This is a genomic window from Halobacteriovorax vibrionivorans, assembly GCF_003346865.1.
GTDB classification, from domain to species: domain Bacteria; phylum Bdellovibrionota; class Bacteriovoracia; order Bacteriovoracales; family Bacteriovoracaceae; genus Halobacteriovorax_A; species Halobacteriovorax_A vibrionivorans.
Genome location: NZ_QDKL01000001.1, coordinates 143,915 through 160,150 on the forward strand (window position 1 = coordinate 143,915; position 16,236 = coordinate 160,150).

Genomic DNA, 16,236 nt, shown 5'->3' on the forward strand with positions numbered 1-16,236 from the left:
TTCTTATCATAAAACGATTCTTCCCAACCGATTATTCTCCTATGAAAAGTTAAAGGAGAATCTATGCAAAAAAGAATTTCAATTCCAACCTTACTTCTTACACTCGTAATAATAGGTTGCTCAAGAGGTGGATCTTACACATTTAATAAAGAATCCAAGTCAGCATCAAATTATACGAAAGAAGCTAATCAAAGACTTTATTCAGAGCTAGACTTTAGTGACAAATCAGACTTTGATAGTGCTAATAAAGGCTTTATAGCAACTATTGAAACCCCCATTATGTCTAAAGATGGAACAAAGGTAGTGTATGAGCCTAAAAAATTCTCCCATCTAACAAAAGGCGACGCCCCTGAAACAGTGAACCCAAGCCTTTGGAGACAATCACAACTTAATTCAATCAATGGCCTATTTAAAGTTAATGAATACATTTACCAAGTTCGAGGAATTGATCTTGCAAACGTATCTTTTGTTAAAGGAAGAAAGGGCTGGATTGTCATTGACCCTCTTACTGCAACAGAGACATCAAGAGCAGCACTTGAGCTCATTAATAAACACGTTGAAAGAAGACCTGTTACGGCCGTTATATTCACACATTCTCATCTTGATCACTTTGGAGGAGTCTATGGTGTGGCCAATAAGAAAGACCTTAACAGTGGAAAAGTAAAAGTATATGCGCCTGTTGGCTTTACTCATGAGTCTGTTAGCGAAAATGTTATTGCTGGAGCGGCCATGAGTAGAAGAGCTGAATACATGTATGCCAGAACACTAGATTTCAATATTCAAGGACCCATAGGAACAGGTCTAGGAAATTTTGTTGCAAACGGTGAATACGCAATAGCTAAACCGACAAAGGTAATTGATAAAGATATGAGATTAGTTGTGGATGGAGTTCCTATTGAATTTATCTACACTCCAGGAGCAGAAGCACCAACAGAGATGATGGCCTACTTCCCAAGAAGTAATGCGCTTTGTGGTGCAGAAATCATCACTCATACAATGCATAATATTCAAACATTAAGAGGCGCACAAGTACGTGATAGTTTAGCGTGGTCAAAACATATTCAACATGCGCTTGAAAAATATGGAAATGCTGACGTTCTCTTTAGCTCACATCATTGGCCAACATTTGGTAATGAGAATGTCGTCTCTTTTATGTCAACTCAAAGAGATTTATATAAATTTATTCACGATCAAACTGTAAATCGACTTAATCAAGGAATGACTGGAACAGAGCTTGCCGATAGTATTAAATTAAATCCTAATATCGCAAAAGAGTTTGGAAATCGTGGCTACTACGGAAGCTTAAGCCATAATACAAGAGCTGTTTATGATAAGTACTTAGGTTTCTTTAATGGTAACCCGGCTGAATTAAATCCCCTTCCACAAGTTGAGTCAGCAAAGAAAACAATTGCCTATATGGGTGGGGATGCCAAAGTACTAGACTTAGCGGTACGAGACTTTAAAAAAGGTGAATATCGATATGTAGCAGAAGTACTAAATAAACTTGTGTATGCACAGCCTGAGAATGTTAAAGCAAAACAACTCTTAGCAGATACATATGAGCAGCTTGCCTATCAGGCGGAGAATGCCACGTGGAGAAACTTTTATGCACAAGGAGCATATGAATTAAGAAATGGCGTTGGAGCTCCTGCTTCGGCCACTGCCTCACCTGCTATTTTAGCTGAAATGGATACGGAATTACTTCTTGATTACTTGGCCGTTCGAGTAAATAGCGAGAAAGCTAAGAATAAAGATATTTCAATCGAATTAAATGTAACAGACAAGAAACAGCGATACTATATTTCCCTTAGAAATAGTGTCTTAACATATTCAAGCAAAGCACCTAGTAAAAAACAGAGAGAGCTTGCTTCTAGTAGTGATAATAAGATTGAAATTAAACATGCTCAACTTGTTGAACTAGCAATGGGTGCAGCTACATTTAAGCAATTAAATAAGAGAGATGACGTATCTTTTAATGGAGATCAAAACGCTTTAAATGAATTAAGTAGTAGTTTAGATATATCCCCTAAAACATTTAATATCGTTACACCATAAAAATAAAAAAAGCCTCTGTTATGATGACAGAGGCTTTACATATTCACTTACCATTTTATCTTCTAAGTCTTTATAGCAGAACTCATCAGGGCCAATTGGCGAAAGAACAATTACTCTCACCTTTCGGCGTTTAAGTAAATTCCATCTGATTCCTTTAAAAACACCTTTACCAGAAAAAGAATAAAAGCTTCCCCATAGACCTTTTATAACAATTGGAACAACCGTAGCATTAGTTTGTTCAACAACTTTCTTAATACCTGGCTGATAACGACGAGGTTTACCATCGCGAGTAATCCATCCCTCAGGAAAGAAGCCAACACAGCGCTCTTCTTGAAGAGTCTTATCGAGCTTAGAATACGCCTTATCTAATAGCTCAGGGTTTTCTTTACGTGTTGCAATTGGAATAAGATGACCCTGCATAAAGAATTGCTTTAGTCCCGGTATGAAATAATATCTGTGATCAATTACCCAACGTATAGGCCTTGGAGAAAGACTCATAACCACTCCCCAATCCACGAATGATGTATGGTTTGCAGCAATGACGACTTTACCATCTTTAGGGATATTTTCTTCACCCTCAACTTCGATGTCATATAAAACATTTGTTAGCATATGAAAGAAGAAGCGCCACATCTCTTCATGAAAGAAGTAATATGTGATAGCCGCATAGATGAGATTAACACCGCCAAGGATAGCAAGATTATCAAGAGCTGTTGCTCCTGATTTCTTCAGTAAAATGATTGATACAGCTGCTACAACCATAAAGATAGCATTCCATATATTATTGGCCGCAATCGTTCTTGCTAAGCGCTCAAGAGGAGCACTATGTTGCATGAATGTTAGTTGAGAAATATAGAAGTTTCCGCCAAAGATCGTAATTAAAAGCAAATCAATTATTGCTCTAATGGCCATTGGCTGCGTAAAGAATTCAGCTGGCGGCATTAATGCGCCAGTAACTGACATTGGCCACTGAGTAGAAATATAATAAAGGTCAAATACAGCTAGTGACATACCAAAGGCTGCGATTGGAACCATTCCAACCTCGATTCTCTTACCAGATAACTTCGAGCATATCCATGAGCCAAGTCCCATCCCGACTGTAAAAGTTGCCATAAAAATAGAAGCAACCATCTCACTACCAAAGAAAACATTTTTAATGATAGCTGGCATTACTGATAGAACGAATGAACCTAAGAACCAAAACCATGAAACTCCCATCATTGCACGAAAAGAGTTCTTATCTTTCATCGAGTCGGCCAGGAGCTTAAAAGTTGGCTTAATAAACGTATAATCGATTTTTACATCTTCATTAATATCATTAATTTTATTTTGAAATCTTGCTGTAATAATCCCCAAGATTGCAAATCCTAGGATTGCTAAAGAAGCGACATTTGTAGCATCAGGAGCGGCAGCTGCAAGTCCCCCAATAATTGTACCGATAAGAATCGCAATAAATGTCCCACCACCAATAAGGGCAGTTCCAGTTGTTAATTCATCGTCTTTTAATATTGTTCTTAACGATGAAAATTTAACGGGAGAAAAGAATGATGATTGAGCACCCATTAAAAAGAGAGTCAACATCAATAGGCCATAACTTTCTGTTATAAAACCAATTGATCCCACAACCATAAACGCTAATTCAGTAAACTTAGTTACTTTAATAACTTGTGCTTTATCGTAATGGTCAGAAATCTGACCTGATGTTGCAGAAAATAAAACATATGGAAGAATAAATGCACCACCAGCAAAAGCAACTAATGACTCGGCACCTAAACCAAATAACGAAACATTCTTATATGTAATTAAAATAATTAACGCATTCTTAAATACATTATCGTTTGCGGCCCCCAGGAACATCGTCCAGAACAAGGGCCAAAACTTTCTCTCTTTATATAGCATTGCTAATGACATGGATTTTTCCTTAAATAATTCTTAACAATATTGTACTATTATTTACTGATACGGCATGACGCAAATACCCGAAAGGAATAAATATGAAATTATATCATTACATCCATTGTCCATTCTGTGTAAGAGTACGTATGGCACTCGGATTCTTCGATCTAGACTATGAGTCGGTGGTTTTAGACTACAATGATGAAGAGACACCACTTAAGCTTACAAATAAAAAGATGCTACCAATAATGGAAATTGATGGCGAAATAATGAACGAATCCTTAGACATAATTAAGGCTTTAGCGCAAAAAAGTGAAAAAGATCTTCATTTAGACAAATTGGATACTGAAAGTTATGAGCAACTTGAGCAATATCTCGATGCGCTTGGAAAAGATGTTCACAACCTCTGCATGCCATATTGGGCGTGGTCAAAAGAGTTCATTCCAGAAGCTCGCGAGTACTTTATAAATAAGAAATCAGCTAAGCGTGGACCTTTTAATACACTTGCTCAAAACAAGCAGCTCTTTCTAAAAGGTTTAGAATTAAATCTCGGACAACTTCCAAGTAAGTTATTACCATTTTATGAAAGTGATAAATTTACTATTCTAGATATCCTACTGGCTTCGCATATATGGGGAATGTATATCTTTCCAGAATATCAATTTCCTCCGCAGATCCATATTTATCTACAAAAGGTAAAGGAGCTAACAAACTTCAACTATCACGAAGACTTTTGGAAATAGACCTAAGATTTATCACCAAGAAATACCCAAATAGGTCCAATAAGAAGGAATTGAAGATCTTCAAAGAATGAAGGCTTCTTTCCTTCAATCTTATGACCGATAAATTGCCCTATCCATGCCACAACAAAAATTAAAACCCAAGTTATTAAGAAGTAGCTTCCTAAGAAACTCTCCAAGTAGAAATGATTTAAGAACATAAAAGGAAGGACAAGACCTAAGGCAACACTAATTGCTTTAAAGCTTTTTAAAGTTAAATAAAAGAAACTTGCCAATATGACAAAGAGCCAGGACCAGTTGAAAGCACCAAAACTTTCAGGAGTAGGAATGGCCCACAACAATCCCAGTAATGACCAAGTGATCAAAGGTACACAGACTTCATGAATTCGTTGGTTAGTACGATTTTGATGGGATTGGCCATATAGTGATAACCAGGTTTCTAAACTCCTCATAACAAAGCTCTCCAATACAAAAAAGGGAGACCTAACGGTCTCCCTATATAATAACATAAGATGATTAAGTTATTTTATGAAGCTGCTTCTTCTTTTTCAGGAGCTTCTTCAGCTGCTGCTTCTGCATCAGCGTGAGTTTCAACAACCATTTCAGTTTCTTCAACTTCTGGCTCAACTTCAACTCTTGGCATTGAACAAGTAACAACTGTATCTGTTACATCGTGTACCCAAGTAAGACCTTTTGGTAGTGTGAAGTGTTCAAGAGTCCAGTTTTCATCAAGCTCAAGTCCTGATAGGTCAAACTCAAGGTACTCTGGCATATCTTTTGGAAGACCTTCAACCTCAACTTCGTGGAAGTTAATGTTAACAAGACCACCCTGCTTGATACCAGCAGCTTCACCAATGAAGTGAATTGGAAGAGAAAGTGAAACTTTATCTTTTGCAGATACTTTATGGAATGAGCAATGAACAAAATCTGTTCCTAGATGCCCTCTTTGTACATGACTAAGAGTTACAAGGTGTTTCTTCCCTGCAAATTCTACTTCAAAAACTTTCCCTGAATTATGAAGAAATTTCGCTAGGTCAACTTTAGGTACTTTAAAGTTAGCACCATCAAAATCTTTTCCAAAGATTACGCCTGGAATATATCCTTCTTTTCTCATTTGAGCTGTTGAAGCTCCTACATCTCTTTTTTCAACTTTTAGAATATCAGTTGTTGACACATTTTCCTCCTGTGTTCCGTGGATTCAGTAGATACTATTCTATCGACCGTTCATAAAAAAAAATTAGAATAAACTTGAATAAAAACGAACAATCTCCTATTTTTTCCCTATGAAAACACTAAAACACACCCCAATACTTGACTCTTTCTATATACCTTCAAGCGATATTGCTCCAACCAGTGCACAAAAAGTAATGATCCTCATGCATGGCCTTGGCGACTCACTTGAGTCTTATAAAATATTTGCTAAAGAAGTGAATGTGACTGGGCTAAGCTATCTTCTATTGAATGCTCCTAAGAAATACTATTTTGGCTACAGTTGGTATGACATTCCACCCAAGGATCCAATCCCTGGAATCGAAAATAGTGTCTCTATTATAAAAAGCCTAATCCATGACTTGGTTAAACAAAATGAACAACTTGATTATGAAGACATTTTCCTTGCTGGTTTTTCACAGGGAGGTTGCGTAAGCCTTGAAACCGCTTACCAGCTTGAGCACAAATTAGGTGGAATAGTTCTTATGTCCCCAAGGATTTATCCCGAAAGACTTCCCCAGGGCCTCAGCAAATGCCTAAGAGAAACTGATATTTTCTGTGCTCATGGTACTAATGATCCAGTCATAGATATCAATCAAACGAAGGCCGGAATTGATCATATCAACAAGCTTGGTGCAAGTTCAGAGTTTTATCAATATGAAATGGAGCATGATATCGACATCGATGAAATCATGCAATTGAGACTCTGGCTCAACGAACGTCTTTAATATTAGCTACTTACCATTGGCCATTTTCAAAGCCACTATTATTAGGTAAGATAGAGAAAATTATAAAAAAAGGAATCTTGTATGAGCGATAACCCATTTAATATCTTAGGAAAAGAATCGACACCAATTAATCAAGGTGAGGCCGTTTCAAATGTAGATAAGAACTCAGAGCTTAATGAGCAAATTAAATCATTAATTAATTCTGCAGATCTATTTCTTTTTATGAAAGGTACTCCTGACATGCCAATGTGTGGTTTCTCTGCAAATACTATTGCAATGCTAAACTCAGTTGGTAAGCCTTATAAGACTTTTAATATTCTAGAAGATATGGATATTAGAGAAGGATTAAAGGCCTATTCAAATTGGCCAACATACCCACAATTATACTACAAGGGTGAATTAGTTGGTGGTAATGACATCATTACAGAAATGTTTCAATCTGGACAACTTCAAGAAGTTTTAAAATAAGAAATTACTCACTAGGCTTAGTTATATCTAAGCCTAGTGTTATTGAAAATGTTGTATAATTAAAGTCTTTTTCAAAATCTAAAATCATTCCATTTTCCAAAGCAAGCTTCTTTGAAATACTCAGGCCAAGCCCTGTTCCACTTCCGACATCTTTAGTGGTAAAAAATGGTGTAAAGATATCTTTTACAACTTCATTCTTTATTCCATTACCACCATCTTGAATATAAATGACATATTGATTTAAAATTGTTTTTTCTATCCAAATTTTTATCCAACAATTTTCTAAAGAGTTGAACTTTTGAACTGCCTGATAAGAGTTCATCAATAAGTTTAAAATAACTTGGTAAAACTCATTCTTCTTACACTCAATTTCAAGTTCTTTATAATTATTTTTATAGTCAATATAGATTTCGCGACCAGTTTGAGCTTGAAAGAGGCCTAGTGTATCGTTAATTAAATCATCAAGATAATGAGTCTGTTTAGAAATAGAATTTGATGAACGAGAATAAATCTTTAAACTATTTGCGATATTTTCGATTCGATCAACTTGCTTAATAATACTATCTAGCTTTTTTAAATGAGAAGGATCGATATCATTTCTTTGACTACCAAGACGATCTAATAATTGTTCAGCTTGAATTCTAATAATACAAAGTGGATTATTTATTTCATGGGCAATCCCAGCAGACATCTGTCCAAGAGAGCGCCATCTTTCAAACTCTTCAAATTGCTTTTCTTGAATCTTGAGTGCTAATCGATTTGAGTGTTCTTGATGAACATCTCGAATCTGTAGCATATAGCGCCCAACGCCCTGAATAATCATATACGTTACACTAATACGACAATAGCGTTTTTGATTTCTATTACTTTTTCGTATTGGATGAGTGACTTTAAGGGCCACTCCATTTAGTCGTTTGGCCTGTTCAAAAGTATTTAGAAAGAAGAGATAATCATCATCTCTTTCCATAATTTCAGAAAAGCTTTTACCGATATCACCATTCTTTGATGATTTATTTATATCTAAAATATATAATTCATCATTTAAGATATAAAGGTCATCATCTGTTGCTGTATAAAAATTCTTGAATAGTGATGAAATAAAGTTTTCTGTTCCTGCATTCAAGTTACGACTAAAAACCTCTATATACTCTATCGAATTACCATCTGCTGAATATGATGGTTGTAGCCACATCTCCCACTTATCAATTTCTTCTAATCGATTTCGCGTTTCAGTGAAAAAGTGCACGATTTCACCTTTGCGTGCTTCGGCTATTTGTTTTTCGAAGAATTTTCGCTTTGCTGGAATGATTGTCTCAAGAATTGAGTCTCCAACAACAATTCCATAGCCCATATAGACTTCACTTAAATGTATATAAGTTCCATCAAAGTCGATGTGGCTGTAGAAAACATCTGAATGGAATAACTCTTTTGATAAGTTATTACTAATCTCTTTCACTTGGCGTCTCGTAAGCTTAAATACTAAATCAACAACTTCAAAAAAACAGGAATTCCCCTATAGTTAAATATAGGAGAATTCACTATTATTATTTATTTTCTGTATTACATAGATGATACAGATGATTGCTCATCACCTGAAGAACTTGCACTATGACTGTCGTCATTACTTGATGCAGATTTTTCATATGTATCAGGTATTAATGACCACTTTCCTCCACCTTCAGAGCGGATAATATAACCATAGTCGTGTAGTTTACGTCTTAAGTTATATAAGTGAACATCAACTGTTTTAGGGTGAACCGTTGTATCTCCCCATACATTATCTAAAATGTCATCACGGCTTACGATGCGATGTGGAGAATTAATAAATAGACCCAGTAGTTGTTTTTGCTTACTTGTTAAATGCTCAACTTCTTTTCCATCAAGAAGCATCGATTTATGTGCAATTGGTTGAACCATGCGACGTGGACTACCGTTAAAGACATTTTCAATCTTCACGATTAGTTCATTCTTTTTAAATGGTTTTGTTAAGTAATCTAGTGCGCCTTCCATAAAGCAGAATCTTAGAGCATCGATATCATCAATACTAGAAACGATGATAAATGGTATTACCATTAAACGTCGATCTTTAGAATGGTTTAAGTAAGTCATAAAGTTCCCATCATCTAACATTAAATCAGCAATGATTAATGCTGGGTTCTTTTCCGTTTCACTTAAAGCCTTTTGAAAATCTTCAATAGAAGTAAAAAACTTTAAGTTGTTGTAGCGATGAACTAAAGTTTGTTCATATACAAAACGACATCCCTCATCATCCTCTAAAATCCAAATTTCCTTGTCTGTTGCCATTGTCATAATTTTAACCTCACCGATAAATTGTTTTCCCCATCGAGCACATCGTATTCCCAACCCTTGGCCACAAAGTTTTCGACACCGATGTATCTTCTCAATGTTTTTTCGTTTTCGTCACCTAAGTTTAAGATGGAATCGAGGTCCTGTCTTAAGTATTTGTTTAAATCTGACTTAAGAAATATTAATTTTCTTAACCCGTCTTTAATTTCTAAGGTGATATGAATCGAATCTCTTCCCTCTTTTTTTGCTAATGTAGAAAATAGGTGGGCAAAAGCGAACAGTCCTTCACTTAAAGTGTTAGCATTCTTTGCTTCAATACTGCCATCACCAACAATAGACCAAGTTAAATCCGCAAAATGCTTCTTTAAATAAATTCGGCCTTGGCCAAATGCACGTGAAGCAATTTTACTTATTTGAACTTCTTCTTCTAAAAAATATGGAGTCGATTGCTTAAGCAAATCGAGATCTGTTTGAAATCTTTCAAGACCTTGATTAAGTCTTTTAACGAATGGATTTTCTGGATCTTGCTTTTGTAAAATCTCATCGATACAAAATCTAATGAGATGCATATGTCCAGAGTAGTCATGGGCCAAAACTCTTAGCGTTTCATTAAAGGCTTCACCTTTACTAATTTCTTTTGTCATAATACCTGCGTTGTTACTGTCTTTAATATATTTTGTTTACATACCAATAAAAATTACTTATTCAAAGTAAAATTTCACGCGGCACAATAACTATATGAAATTACAGTAGATTAGTAGGTATATTTTATAGATAAATTGGACAATGGCCGAAAGTTATTCTAATTTCGGCCCATGACAAACAAATTTATGAACAATGGCGAAGATAAGGTCTTTGCCAATAAAATTGAGAAGATCTCTGATTTTGAATTTAACCAAAATGTTGCATCAGTATTTGATGACATGGTGTCTCGTAGTATTCCAAATTACCATGAAATTCATAAGATCATTATTGATCTGACTCGTCGTTTCTATAAGAGTGGAAAAGTCTTTGACCTAGGATGCTCAACAGGAACAACAATGCTTTTAATGGCAGACCACTTTAGACAAAATGATCGTCCCCTTCCAGAGTTTATCGGGGTTGATACATCTAAGCCAATGCTAGAGAAAGCTTCACAAAAGCTTAATGCCCACGGACTTCAAAATAATGTCGAACTAAAAGAAGAATCTATTACAGAGACAAAGATTGAAGATGCAGGCATGGTTATCATGAATTACACTCTTCAATTTCTTCCAATGGAAGAAAGACTTGAGGTCATAAAAAATATCTATAATGGACTAAATGAGAATGGATGCTTCATTCTGGCAGAGAAAATTATTTGCCAAGATGAGCAGATCGATAATTTACTCATTGACCTCTACTATGACTTCAAAAGAAGAAATGGATATAGTGAAATGGAGATTTCTCAAAAACGAGAGGCCCTTGAAAATGTTTTAAAGCCTTTAACTCCACAACAACAGATGAAGATGTTAAATGATGCTGGCTTTGAGAAGTCTGAGATGATTTTTAGATGGTATAACTTTTCTTGTTATCTTTGTATCAAGTAGAATTAAGTAGAGAAAATGGACAATTTAGAATATTTAGAAAAATTTGGTAATCGTGTTGATATAGAGTCTTTAAGAGAGCTAAAGAAAGCAAAACTTCATGAGTTTCGTACAAAGTACCAAAAAGAATACAAAGCAATTTTTGATCGAATTCCTTCACTCAAGCTTAACTCTACTGAGACAATTGAAACGGCCAAAGAGCTAATTCCTTGGCGCAAAGGACCATTTCAAATTGGTGAATTAGATATTGATGCTGAATGGAGATCTGATAAGAAATGGGAGCGTCTTAAGGAATCTCTTCCTGATTTAAAAGACAAGGTTGTACTCGATGTTGGCTGTAACAATGGCTACTATATGTTTGAGATGGCCAAACAAGATCCAAAACTTGTAATTGGAATCGATCCCGTTATGCATAACCAGGCCCAATTTGATTTTATTAATCACTTTAAAGGGCATGATAATTTAAAATTTGAGTTATTTGGTATTGAAGACCTTCCTAACTTTCGATCTTTCTACGATGTGATCTTTTCCATGGGTGTTCTTTATCATCACCGTCATCCTCTTGAGCAATTAATCTCAATAAGAGAGGCCCTCGTACCTGGTGGCGAAATGATTATGGAGACAATTGGTATACCTGGTGAAGACTCGACTTGCCTCTTTCCTGAAGATCGTTATTCAAAAATGAGAAATGTATGGTTCCTACCAACCCTAACTTGTTTAAAGAATTGGATTAATCGAACAGGCTTTATAGATATTGAAGTCGTATCAGTGTCTACAACTAATTTTGAAGAGCAAAGGAAGACTCCTTGGTGTCCTCCGCCACATCAATCACTTGAAGATTTTTTAGATGATAATGATAAGAGTAAAACAGTAGAAGGATATCCAGCACCAGTGAGGTTCTGTATCAAGGCCAAGAAGAAGCCTACTTCACCTATTAAAACATTTTAATAAAAAGATATGATCAATCAAAGCAAGAGAATTATCTATTTAAGTTTTGGAATTGCATTCGTAGCCTTAGCTATAATTGGAGTCTTTTTACCTTTAATTCCAACAACACCATTCTTGCTACTTAGTGCCTACTGCTTTTCTCGAAGCAGTGAAAAGTACTACCAATGGTTACTTAATCATAAAATATTTGGTGAGATTATTACTGATTGGAATAAGTATGGCGTCGTATCAATTAAGAGTAAGATTATTGCAATCTCAATGATTATTGCACTCTTTAGTTATTCACTTATATATGTTGATGTGGCCCCAACAATAAAAGTCATTATTTCACTTATTGGGCTATCTATCATTACCTTCCTACTTACTAGACCGAGTCATCGTAAATAATCTATAACTTATATTTTTGACCATTTTCAAAGATGTAACATTCTCCGTGAACATATATTTCTTCATCTGTTACAACAAGACCGCTGCCATCTGGACAAGCATATATAGGAAATCGAGATAAAATTGAGTGTCTCTTCAATTCAATATCATATCGTTTAGATTTTCTATAGTGAGGAAAGAACTCGAAGTCCACTAAATTCATGGCCTTAAAGTTTCGTACATTATCTTCATTATCATCACGATCCCACGGAGGAAAGGATGCCGTCATTATATTTGGAGTTGTCATGATTGCACCGGCAGAAAGACCTGTTAGGATACCACCATTATTTGCATATTCAATTAAACGATTAAAAATACCACTTCGTCTAAGATGCTTGATAAAGTAAAAGGTATTACCTCCTCCAAGATGAATGACATCACTTGAAAGAGCTTCTTGCATTAGTGTTGAATCAAATTCGTGGTCAACAGGAAAGTGAATAAACCTTTTAAAACCGATTTTCTTATATGCTTTAATTAAGTCGACGAAATCTAGTTCCGACTCATATGAACCGGCGGGGATAAAAGTAATACTTGGCTCTTCGCTTTCACACATTTCAAAAATATGCTCGTCGATTTCCTCATTATCACAGAAGTCCCCTCCACCATATAAACCAATTTTCATTTCTTAGATGCCTTCTCTATAATCTCTTACAATTTGTAGGAATTCAGTAACGATAGGTTTTAATTCTTTTTTGGTATTAGAGTTACGCTCTTGTTTTGGAACAATATTATCAGGATCAAATGTTTGATGTTCCCTAAAATCAACCATAGCTGAAAACATCGTATTAGGATCAAACTTTTTTTGCTTTTGTACAATTGATTCTACAATACGGGCAATACTATCACCTGTAACTCGATCGAACTTATTAATGATTGAAGAACGCATTAGGACTTCAAGAAGGATATCTTTTTCATCCTTATTCTCTTTTCTCGCAATTGTTTTTATAAGAGACATATAATTCTTTTGGAAGCTATCAATTTTAGCTCCCCTGTATGAATTGATTGCAAGATCTTCTTGAGTCGCATATGTAGATTTGGCAATATCAACAAACTCTTGTCTTCCAATAGTCTCTCCGCGACTTAAAATAATTTGAGGTAACTCCCTTAGAATATCACGCATACAAAAAATTGCATCCCAACAAACGCCATCACTTACTTCATATAGTCCATAAGTTGATTTAGTCCTTTCAAAGTATGAAAAGTCCTTTGAAAAGCTTTCTATTATGTAATTATATTTCTTTATTAAGAAATCATGATACTTAGGAGCAATACCTACTTTGGATAAGAGATTAATCTTTTTTTGTTCGTCAAATAAATTGTCAAAGTTACGAAGAAAAGTTGATTGATAGAAATCACTTATTGGACGTTTTTCTTTATTCTCTAAGTAGTCAACAATTTGAATAAATGTTTGTACGATATACTTTGCTTTATCTTTTTGTTCTTTTATTGTTGTTGAAAACCTCTGAACATCATCAAAGCGATACTCGTGATGAAATAGGCCAAATTGTCTAATTGATCCATAGTCAATAATTCCACCATTCATTAGAATATTGTCACCGTCCCAATCAAGCCAACAGAATATATAATCATCCTCAAAGTTTGCTGCTAGTCTTGCAAAAACTTCAGTCTGTTTTTTTAAAAAGTATTTATATCGCCTACTCTCTGTTTTAGGGACGTTTTTCCAAGTACCATTTGTTTCTTGGCGATCAATATAGTAATTAACAATATCCTTAAGGGCATCATAATTACTTTGTTTTAAGTGATTAAACATATGAGAAGGTCGAATCAAGTTTTGATTTGCCCTTACATTTATTGAAATATTATCTTCAAACTTAATAATGGCCAAGCATCTTTCTGTTTCATAGTTATTCTTATTCATAACTTCTGAAAACATTAAAGTTGCAAGCCCTTCATCAAACTCAGAATATCCACAACCATATGATATTGTTGGATCCCCTGTTTGAAAGAATTTGTTTTGTATATGAGTAGCAGGAGAAAGGCTCGTTGCTCCTGTTCCTTGACTTGAAATATCCCAAACCTTTCCCTTATTTTTTACAACACCATTCCAAACAGACCTTCCATCACCTGATGTTTTCCCCTGTTTATTAGGATGTTGTAATTGTAGGTAGCGTGTTGCCATGTATTTATTTGGCAAAATATCCTCTTCAGGGAACTCTATCTCATTTTCAATATCGTATTCATTAATAATAACGATTGAAAATGTCTCTAAAATCTTCTCTTCTAACTCAGGTGTTACCTCTTCAGGATGAGACATTGGAATTAGGCCCATTTCCTTAGCAAGGTCAAAATTAAAGAAAGCTAGCTTACCGCCGTGTCTGCGTCTTGCTTGATATGTAATAAAAGCGTCCTTACAAGATTTCTGTAAAGGATGCTTCCCATTAATTTGGTTAAATTTAGAATAATTTAATTTTGGTTTACTTTTAAAGTTTAACGAACCCATGGATAAATTATATCTCAGAAAATGAAGCGAATTCTTCAAAACGAAGAATTTGCTATTGCTGAACGTATAATACCCGAGCCCTAAGCTATGAAATAAAGCTTAAGGGAGGACGTAAGCCTTCTTAATCACGATATTTGTGTTTGGTAAATTCTGAAATGGTCCATTCTTTCCAGTTTTTGTCTTCTTGATTCGATTAACCACGGCCATTCCACTTATGACCTTACCAAATACTGCGTATCCATATTGAGAAGGTGATTTTCCTGTATGATCAAGGAAAGTATTGTCTTTAACATTGATAAAGAATTGAGAAGTCGCCGAATTAATTACCGATGTACGTGCCATTGCAATTGTTCCAAGTACATTACTTAGGCCATTAGTCGCTTCATTTTCAATTGGCTTATTTGTTTTCTTCTTTTTAAGATTTGTATCATATCCCCCACCTTGAATCATAAAACCATCAATCACTCGATGAAAGATCGTTTCATTATAGAAGTCAGAGTTTACGTATTCGAGAAAGTTTTTTACAGTTTTTGGAGCTTTCTTATCGTAAAGTTTTAAAGTGATATCTCCAAAATTAGTCTTTAAGATTACTTTTGTATTTGCAAATACAAATGAGCTTAAAAGAAGAATTGTAAATAACTTAATTATGTCTTTCATTTTTCATCCTTAAAAAATTCTTTGAACTTTAAAAATTCTTTGTGTTGATTATAGTCTAAAAATTCTTTTTTTGCGAGGGACTCGAAATTGTGATCACCCCAATAAAAATCATCGTTAACCTCAAATGTAGGAACACCAAAAATTTTTCTTTCATACGCAGAGTTTATTAATTTCTTAAGTTCTTTTTTTAACTCTTTAGAATTTTCTAATTCTTCGTACTCAGCTTCTAGTAAGCAATCTTTAGTTATATATGCTTTAAACCCATCGTAGTCTTCATAATCAAGTCCATCTCTCCAACCATATTGAAAAGTCTTAACTATAAATTCTCTTTGTTTAACTTTATCTTCTTTTAAACCTAATGCCATCCTCAAGTATGGAAGAGAATTAAATGGCAAGGTTCTCGGAGAAGTCAACTCTACTCCTTGTCTATCTGCAGACCTTAAGGCTTCTTTGAAAAGATAAAGTGCTTTATTTTTCACTTGAGCTGGAGCTGATAATTCATTCAAAGCAAATAAACGTCCCACCATAACAGGCATAAACTCGATATCATAACGATCATCTAATTGGCCGTTATCTATTTTCATCATACTCAGGTATGAATATGGTGACGTAAAATCAAAATAAAAATTCAACTTCTTCATAAGTTACTCTCTAAAGCATAAATATATTCAAATTGTACATTTTCAAATTGATTCTATCAAAGAAAGATTAGCTGATTTTTTACAGATAGAACTTAAACAAATTCTTTTCAATAAGTCTTATTAAGCCCTATAATA

The 16,236-nt window shown here is 34.8% G+C and carries 17 protein-coding genes; 7 read left to right on the forward strand and 10 right to left on the reverse strand.

The window, feature by feature from the left end:
- Nucleotides 1-63 precede the first annotated feature (63 nt).
- Complete coding sequence (locus DAY19_RS00720; RefSeq protein ID WP_114705267.1) at nt 64-2,055, forward strand: alkyl/aryl-sulfatase; 1,992 nt, start codon at nt 64-66, stop codon at nt 2,053-2,055.
- Nucleotides 2,056-2,073: 18 nt separating this feature from the next.
- Here DAY19_RS00720 and DAY19_RS00725 read toward each other — a convergent pair whose 3' ends face one another.
- The gene (locus DAY19_RS00725; RefSeq protein ID WP_114705268.1) at nt 2,074-3,966 is read right to left on the reverse strand and encodes an MFS transporter; all 1,893 of its coding nucleotides are present in this window, start codon (nt 3,964-3,966) and stop codon (nt 2,074-2,076) included.
- An 83-nt stretch (nt 3,967-4,049) separates the two neighbouring features.
- On the opposite strand from DAY19_RS00725, the gene grxB reads away from it, so the two are divergent.
- On the forward strand, nt 4,050-4,694 hold the full coding sequence (gene grxB, locus DAY19_RS00730) for a glutaredoxin 2 (RefSeq protein WP_114705269.1): 645 nt from the start codon (nt 4,050-4,052) through the stop codon (nt 4,692-4,694).
- A 2-nt stretch (nt 4,695-4,696) separates the two neighbouring features.
- Here the strand turns inward: grxB and DAY19_RS00735 are convergent, their stop codons facing one another.
- Nucleotides 4,697-5,143, reverse strand: a complete 447-nt coding sequence (locus tag DAY19_RS00735; RefSeq protein WP_114705270.1) for an Mpo1 family 2-hydroxy fatty acid dioxygenase — start codon at nt 5,141-5,143, stop codon at nt 4,697-4,699.
- Between the two features lie 74 nt (nt 5,144-5,217).
- A complete protein-coding gene (locus DAY19_RS00740; protein ID WP_114705271.1) occupies nt 5,218-5,865 on the reverse strand; it encodes a 50S ribosomal protein L25 in 648 nt (215 codons plus the stop codon).
- A gap of 109 nt (nt 5,866-5,974) precedes the next feature.
- On the opposite strand from DAY19_RS00740, the gene DAY19_RS00745 reads away from it, so the two are divergent.
- Together DAY19_RS00745 and grxD are read left to right on the forward strand one after the other, a co-directional pair.
- Nucleotides 5,975-6,628, forward strand: a complete 654-nt coding sequence (locus tag DAY19_RS00745; RefSeq protein ID WP_114705272.1) for an alpha/beta hydrolase — start codon at nt 5,975-5,977, stop codon at nt 6,626-6,628.
- Nucleotides 6,629-6,709: 81 nt separating this feature from the next.
- The gene (grxD, locus tag DAY19_RS00750; RefSeq protein ID WP_114705273.1) at nt 6,710-7,096 is read left to right on the forward strand and encodes a Grx4 family monothiol glutaredoxin; all 387 of its coding nucleotides are present in this window, start codon (nt 6,710-6,712) and stop codon (nt 7,094-7,096) included.
- 4 nt (nt 7,097-7,100) lie between these two features.
- Here grxD and DAY19_RS00755 read toward each other — a convergent pair whose 3' ends face one another.
- From DAY19_RS00755 to DAY19_RS00765, 3 genes are all read right to left on the reverse strand, one after another.
- The gene (locus tag DAY19_RS00755; protein ID WP_114705274.1) at nt 7,101-8,552 is read right to left on the reverse strand and encodes a sensor histidine kinase; all 1,452 of its coding nucleotides are present in this window, start codon (nt 8,550-8,552) and stop codon (nt 7,101-7,103) included.
- Nucleotides 8,553-8,656: 104 nt separating this feature from the next.
- The gene (locus DAY19_RS00760; protein WP_158536721.1) at nt 8,657-9,400 is read right to left on the reverse strand and encodes a response regulator transcription factor; all 744 of its coding nucleotides are present in this window, start codon (nt 9,398-9,400) and stop codon (nt 8,657-8,659) included.
- 2 nt (nt 9,401-9,402) lie between these two features.
- A complete protein-coding gene (locus DAY19_RS00765) occupies nt 9,403-10,047 on the reverse strand; it encodes a hypothetical protein (RefSeq protein ID WP_114705276.1) in 645 nt (214 codons plus the stop codon).
- A gap of 171 nt (nt 10,048-10,218) precedes the next feature.
- On the opposite strand from DAY19_RS00765, the gene cmoA reads away from it, so the two are divergent.
- Genes cmoA through DAY19_RS00780 form a run of 3 tightly spaced genes read left to right on the forward strand, consistent with a single transcriptional unit; the run spans nt 10,219 to nt 12,303 of the window.
- A complete protein-coding gene (gene cmoA / locus DAY19_RS00770; RefSeq protein ID WP_114705277.1) occupies nt 10,219-10,971 on the forward strand; it encodes a carboxy-S-adenosyl-L-methionine synthase CmoA in 753 nt (250 codons plus the stop codon).
- A gap of 15 nt (nt 10,972-10,986) precedes the next feature.
- Nucleotides 10,987-11,916 carry a tRNA 5-methoxyuridine(34)/uridine 5-oxyacetic acid(34) synthase CmoB gene (gene cmoB, locus DAY19_RS00775; protein ID WP_114705278.1) on the forward strand — a complete coding sequence of 310 codons (930 nt, stop codon included), beginning with the start codon at nt 10,987-10,989 and terminating at the stop codon, nt 11,914-11,916.
- 9 nt (nt 11,917-11,925) lie between these two features.
- Nucleotides 11,926-12,303, forward strand: a complete 378-nt coding sequence (locus DAY19_RS00780; RefSeq protein WP_114705279.1) for a YbaN family protein — start codon at nt 11,926-11,928, stop codon at nt 12,301-12,303.
- Between the two features lies 1 nt (nt 12,304).
- Here the strand turns inward: DAY19_RS00780 and DAY19_RS00785 are convergent, their stop codons facing one another.
- The 4 genes from DAY19_RS00785 to DAY19_RS00800 all read right to left on the reverse strand — a co-directional run bounded on the left by DAY19_RS00785 (nt 12,305) and on the right by DAY19_RS00800 (nt 16,101).
- On the reverse strand, nt 12,305-12,964 hold the full coding sequence (locus tag DAY19_RS00785; protein WP_114705280.1) for a Type 1 glutamine amidotransferase-like domain-containing protein: 660 nt from the start codon (nt 12,962-12,964) through the stop codon (nt 12,305-12,307).
- Nucleotides 12,965-12,967: 3 nt separating this feature from the next.
- The gene (locus DAY19_RS00790; protein ID WP_114705281.1) at nt 12,968-14,803 is read right to left on the reverse strand and encodes a hypothetical protein; all 1,836 of its coding nucleotides are present in this window, start codon (nt 14,801-14,803) and stop codon (nt 12,968-12,970) included.
- 99 nt (nt 14,804-14,902) lie between these two features.
- Nucleotides 14,903-15,460: a peptidylprolyl isomerase gene (locus DAY19_RS00795; RefSeq protein WP_114705282.1), complete on the reverse strand. Its 558-nt coding sequence runs from the start codon at nt 15,458-15,460 to the stop codon at nt 14,903-14,905.
- Nucleotides 15,457-16,101 carry a DsbA family protein gene (locus DAY19_RS00800; RefSeq protein ID WP_114705283.1) on the reverse strand — a complete coding sequence of 215 codons (645 nt, stop codon included), beginning with the start codon at nt 16,099-16,101 and terminating at the stop codon, nt 15,457-15,459. Before DAY19_RS00800 ends, DAY19_RS00795 begins: the two co-directional genes overlap by 4 nt.
- Nucleotides 16,102-16,236: the final 135 nt, after the last annotated feature.

Bases quoted from the DNA above. Each gene is read 5' to 3' on its own strand.
- DAY19_RS00720 (WP_114705267.1), top strand. From the start codon at position 64: ATGCAAAAAAGAATTTCAATTCCAACCTTACTTCTTACACTCGTAATA.
- DAY19_RS00725 (WP_114705268.1), bottom strand. From the start codon at position 3,966: ATGTCATTAGCAATGCTATATAAAGAGAGAAAGTTTTGGCCCTTGTTC.
- grxB (WP_114705269.1), top strand. From the start codon at position 4,050: ATGAAATTATATCATTACATCCATTGTCCATTCTGTGTAAGAGTACGT.
- DAY19_RS00735 (WP_114705270.1), bottom strand. From the start codon at position 5,143: ATGAGGAGTTTAGAAACCTGGTTATCACTATATGGCCAATCCCATCAA.
- DAY19_RS00745 (WP_114705272.1), top strand. From the start codon at position 5,975: ATGAAAACACTAAAACACACCCCAATACTTGACTCTTTCTATATACCT.
- grxD (WP_114705273.1), top strand. From the start codon at position 6,710: ATGAGCGATAACCCATTTAATATCTTAGGAAAAGAATCGACACCAATT.
- DAY19_RS00760 (WP_158536721.1), bottom strand. From the start codon at position 9,400: ATGGCAACAGACAAGGAAATTTGGATTTTAGAGGATGATGAGGGATGT.
- DAY19_RS00765 (WP_114705276.1), bottom strand. From the start codon at position 10,047: ATGACAAAAGAAATTAGTAAAGGTGAAGCCTTTAATGAAACGCTAAGA.
- cmoA (WP_114705277.1), top strand. From the start codon at position 10,219: ATGACAAACAAATTTATGAACAATGGCGAAGATAAGGTCTTTGCCAAT.
- cmoB (WP_114705278.1), top strand. From the start codon at position 10,987: ATGGACAATTTAGAATATTTAGAAAAATTTGGTAATCGTGTTGATATA.
- DAY19_RS00780 (WP_114705279.1), top strand. From the start codon at position 11,926: ATGATCAATCAAAGCAAGAGAATTATCTATTTAAGTTTTGGAATTGCA.
- DAY19_RS00785 (WP_114705280.1), bottom strand. From the start codon at position 12,964: ATGAAAATTGGTTTATATGGTGGAGGGGACTTCTGTGATAATGAGGAA.
- DAY19_RS00790 (WP_114705281.1), bottom strand. From the start codon at position 14,803: ATGGGTTCGTTAAACTTTAAAAGTAAACCAAAATTAAATTATTCTAAA.
- DAY19_RS00795 (WP_114705282.1), bottom strand. From the start codon at position 15,460: ATGAAAGACATAATTAAGTTATTTACAATTCTTCTTTTAAGCTCATTT.
- DAY19_RS00800 (WP_114705283.1), bottom strand. From the start codon at position 16,101: ATGAAGAAGTTGAATTTTTATTTTGATTTTACGTCACCATATTCATAC.